Raw genomic sequence first — 4,392 nt, forward strand, 5'->3', positions numbered from 1 at the left:
CCGGTAGAAATCACTCGCTGCGGCACAGGAAAACCCCTCGCCGGTTGCCATAACCTCAGCTGAACTGACTTTTGAGTCGGCTTGTGCGTCGCAAAAGACGGATGCACTGCTGTCGTCTTTCCTTACGTGCGGATTTGGGGATGACGGGAGGCATTGCATCCTTGCCCCTGTTCCGGTAAAAGTACCCCGCGCATGTCGGCTGACGCTCACGACAAAATAGACCTCGCCCTGCTCTCGGTGATTATCCCGGCCCGGGACGAGGAGGGCTGCATCGCTTCGACCGTCGAGCATCTCCACCTCGAATTGCGCCTCAACCATGTCCCGCACGAAATCCTCGTCATCGATGACGGCAGCACTGACCGGACCTGGCAAATCCTGCAGGAACTGCAGAAGGAGAATCCCAGCCTGCGCCCGCTCCGCAATGCCGGGCCAAACGGTTTTGGCCGGGCCATCATCTGCGGGCTGGACCAGATGCGCGGGGACGCAGCGGTTATCATGATGGCCGATGAATCGGATGATTGCCGCGATGTCGTCCGTTACTGGAACATCCTGAACCAGGGCTATGATTGCGTTTTTGGCAGCCGCTTTATCAAAGGAGGCGGTGTGATTGATTACCCGCGTCTGAAGCTCTACGTGAACCGGCTGGCCAATCTGTTCATCCGGCTCCTGTTCCGCATTAAACTCAACGACACCACCAACGCCTTCAAGGCCTATCGCCGAACAGTCATTGACGGCTGCCGTCCGTTGCTCGCACCCCATTTCAATCTCACGGTTGAACTGCCGCTCAAGGCCATTGTGCGCGGGTTTAACTGGACTACTGTCCCCATCACCTGGAGAAACCGACGCACGGGCGCGCCCAAGCTCAAAATCAAAGAAATGGGCAGTCGGTACCTGTTTATCTGCCTGTACGTCTGGCTCGAAAAATATTTCAGCCGGGGCGATTACAAAAAGACAACGCCGGCTGCCGAAAACGAGCCGGAAGCGATGCCCCTCTCGCGAACGGTTGAGCCGCATTCTTCCATCGGGGGAGGCCCGGGGTAAGGGCTCGATTCAGTGGACGCGGCGGTTTGGCGGGTTGTGCCGCAACTCGACAATGGCATTCGAAGCGGCGGCGTCGCCCTGTTGGGCGGCGGCATACATGCGCTCGCTGATGACATTGCCTTCTTTGGTCGCAACGGCCCTCTGCTCTGGTGTGAGGTTCTGACTCATCAGATTAAACAAGAGCGTTTGGGCGCCGACGTAATCATTGGTGCGTCCGGCCTCCTGCACGGCATTCCACATCTGCTGCAAGTCTGGCGAGGTATTGAAGGATTGTTGCTCCGTCGGCGTGATGGCAGCACTCCGTTGTTTATTTCCGCACCCAGCCAACGGAGCAGCGAGGATCAGGGTGCCCAGCAGAAGCGCCCACCGGAAAAAGGATCGCATGTTAGGTGGTGGTGGTAGCTCCTTGAGGCCCGCTCAATGTCCATCGCCGCTAAATGGACTCCACCAAAGGTAAGTCTTGCCGCCTGGCCCTGGGCCTCGACCCGAAGGCGTACCCGCGTCATAAGCAAACTGCGGTTTCGTGATAAACAATACCGAACCGCCCACACAGACTATAATGCCGCCCTTTTTGCTGTGCAGAGCGCCAACGCCTTCAAGGGAGCCGGACGGGGTGATTGGATAATTGGCAGCGTCATTCCAATCAAAGGCTCCGGGATTCTCATATCCATTATTATTCTCGTCCGGTTCCCATTGCAAATAGCACATGGTATTCCAGGGGCTGGTGATTTTGCATGTGCCTGTTTTGTCCAGGGGTGAGCCGTAGCCGCACACCGCCCCATCCATCACATAAGTGGATAAGCGATTGTTTCGATGGTACTGAGACCCGGGCGGTGCAACGTAAGTTTGGCTCTTGATATCTACCGGGCACAGATAGCTTTTCGGATTTGGCATGTACTTGTACCACAAACCCGTGGCGTAGGCGGCGGGCTGGTCAAACTGGTAAGCACCCCCTATCCCCGGATCGGGTATCCCGCCATTGGTCACGTAATAAAGCCATCCTTGGCGGCTGCCAGCGGCGCCGCCATCCCAGTTGGGCGGCGCCATCCAATCAAGATAGTCGTCTGCATACATGTGGAGGGCCAGCGTCATTTGTTTTTGGTTGTTGATGCACGTTGTGCGCATCGCCTTGTCCTTGGCCTGAGCCAGAACCGGCAGGAGCATCGCCGCCAGAATGGCGATGATGGCTATGACGACCAATAACTCGATGAGGGTGAAGGCAACTTGCCGGACCGAACAGGGAAAAGATGAGTGATTTTCTTTCATAACCTGGGCCAATTGAAAAAAGTATCACCAATTGTCACAAGATTGTCAACCCTCTAAATATTGAACATCTGTTCTAGGTCGGGCTGTTCGGGGGCACGACAGGATTCTTCGGATGCGCGCTTCGTTCGATTGGGCAGGTCCTCGGAGATGAATCGCCCCTCGGGAGGTCTCGCATTCTCGCATGGCAACGGAGATTTTTGATGCACTTTTGTGGGCGACGGAGGCACAAACGGCGCCTCCCCATTCAGTGACCAGCCCACAAGGGTGCAAGACACAGTTTTGGCTTCCTGTTCGCGCCTCCGTTTTCTCTGTTGCCCGGCGCTGCGCCCGGCGCGGGGCAAAGGCCTTTACCGGACGATCTCGAACGGGCGGCGGTCGAGCAGGTGGTCTGCTGGTTCCAAAACCGCGATCGGGTGGGCATTATCCGGGAATGGCCCAAAGGCGGCACATACCTCCAGTTGGCAGACCTCGATCTGCTCCCCAACGTCCGCGCAGTCCTGTGCCCCTAGCTTCGATACAGTATATATGGGGAGCCGTGGCATAGACCACCGGGAGACCCCCTCTTGGCGGAGCGGGGGGCGCAACCACAAAGTGCGCACCCCCGCTGAGGCGGCGGCGGCCTGAGCAGCGATTGGAATCCGAGTAGTTATGTCAAAGAGCGGGGCACGTCCGAGGCCGTGCAGGGCCTGGAGGCCAAAAGCGGGGAGGATGACAGGATTATGGCATGGTTTTGAAAGGAGCTGGAAAGCGCAGGGCAAGGCTGCGTGGAGTTGGGTTTTCCGGAGTAACAGTTGGAGTCAAAATGTGCGAAGTGTTATTTGGCGTGAGTAGGTGTTAGTAACGAATTAAGGTTTTTATTGCGCGAGAGGGGAGGCAGGGGAAGCTCTTTGACATAATCGAGCCGCAATAAAAGCCGCGTTCAACCGTGATTAGGTGTTAGCAGGCGTTATTGGCGGGGGGTGGCGCCGGATGGGTGATGCGGGGGTGGATTTGCGCTTTTCGCATAGGCGTTCTGCAGCGGGCAGTTCGATTGAAGGCATTGGAAGTGAGGGGGTTCATTTTTATACGCGAATTGGTGTCTATTGGCGCCTATTGGTTACTTTTGGTGGCCGAGGCGGCTGTGAGTGATGGGAGGAATGGGAAAGATGGGATGGGACGATGGGGGTTCGCTTTACCGATTCTTTGCCGAGTTGACCGGATTTGGGGGGAGATGGGGGGCACTTTTATCCGCGAATTGGCTTCATTTGGTTGAATTTGGTTTGATTTACCTTCATTCGACCTACATTCGTTAAGGTGGCGTCTGAGCGGAATCGCGGTATCCGCGAATAGGTCCGGTTGAGTCCGGTTGACTCCGGTTGACTCCGGTTTTTGGGCTGAGACAACCGGAGTTAACAGGGCCCAGGCGTTGGCGGAGGGGTGAGGTATGCGGTATGATTCGGAGTTTGGGATGGGTGTTTGCATTTGTTTCAGGAGTGCTAGATTCCGATGGGCTCCTTCTAGATCAACATCTTACGTCGAATATTGACGGGGCGGTGACAGAACCTGGAGCTGCTATGTTCCAATTTCAAATTTTAGACAAACGGCATGTTTTCCGATTTTCGGTTTGCGGCGCATCATAGCGCTCGCCTGGCGCCCGGTATGGGTAAAGGTTGCGGATTGGGCGCCATTCGGGCGGAGGGCGCCAAGCCCGAGAGAGATCGATCTCTCTATATGTACTAAGAGTCGAGAATTGAAAAAAATACGTTTGGCGGAGCGATTTTTTGAGGAAATTTGCAAGCGGCTCATGGTCAACGAAATAAAATTGCATTTTTTTGGATTTATTTTTTCGAACCGGGCAAGGTTTTTAACGCAAAGACGCAGAGGCGCAAAAAGGGGTTTAGGGAGATTGCCTCGGGCGGGAGGCGGCCGATTGGAATTGGAAATCAGGCCGATTGCGGCGTAGTTAGGGGCCGTCAAAAAATAACCTTTACACTTTGACGCGGCGGCGTGACGGCATCTGCTTCGTTGCTCCTCAGTTACAGAGCGCTGGCGGCTATGCTCCTTCGTCGCGCCTCGCATCTGCCGCCACGGCGCTCGCGCCAAAGT

At 55.9% G+C, this 4,392-nt stretch carries 5 protein-coding genes; 2 read left to right on the forward strand and 3 right to left on the reverse strand.

Annotated features, from left to right (window positions below; all coding sequences use genetic code 11):
• Positions 1-192 precede the first annotated feature (192 nt).
• The gene (locus tag VG146_14440) at positions 193-1,041 is read left to right on the forward strand and encodes a glycosyltransferase family 2 protein (GenBank protein HEV2393547.1); all 849 of its coding nucleotides are present in this window, start codon (positions 193-195) and stop codon (positions 1,039-1,041) included.
• Positions 1,042-1,050: 9 nt separating this feature from the next.
• Here VG146_14440 and VG146_14445 read toward each other — a convergent pair whose 3' ends face one another.
• Entirely contained in the window at positions 1,051-1,425 is a 375-nt protein-coding gene (locus VG146_14445) for a hypothetical protein (GenBank protein ID HEV2393548.1), read from the reverse strand.
• 33 nt (positions 1,426-1,458) lie between these two features.
• A complete protein-coding gene (locus tag VG146_14450) occupies positions 1,459-2,307 on the reverse strand; it encodes a DUF1559 domain-containing protein (GenBank protein HEV2393549.1) in 849 nt (282 codons plus the stop codon).
• Between the two features lie 311 nt (positions 2,308-2,618).
• Here VG146_14450 and VG146_14455 point away from each other — a divergent pair, with 311 nt between their 5' ends.
• A complete protein-coding gene (locus VG146_14455) occupies positions 2,619-2,816 on the forward strand; it encodes a hypothetical protein (protein HEV2393550.1) in 198 nt (65 codons plus the stop codon).
• A gap of 1,042 nt (positions 2,817-3,858) precedes the next feature.
• Here the strand turns inward: VG146_14455 and VG146_14460 are convergent.
• A partial coding sequence (locus VG146_14460) for a hypothetical protein (protein ID HEV2393551.1) occupies positions 3,859-4,392 on the reverse strand: 534 nt, incomplete at its 5' end.

The organism is Verrucomicrobiia bacterium (genome assembly GCA_035946615.1).
GTDB lineage: Bacteria > Verrucomicrobiota > Verrucomicrobiia > Limisphaerales > UBA8199 > DASYZB01.

Coding starts and splice junctions, on each gene's coding strand:
- VG146_14440 (HEV2393547.1), top strand. CDS start 193: ATGTCGGCTGACGCTCACGACAAAATAGACCTCGCCCTGCTCTCGGTG.
- VG146_14450 (HEV2393549.1), bottom strand. CDS start 2,307: ATGAAAGAAAATCACTCATCTTTTCCCTGTTCGGTCCGGCAAGTTGCC.
- VG146_14445 (HEV2393548.1), bottom strand. CDS start 1,425: ATGCGATCCTTTTTCCGGTGGGCGCTTCTGCTGGGCACCCTGATCCTC.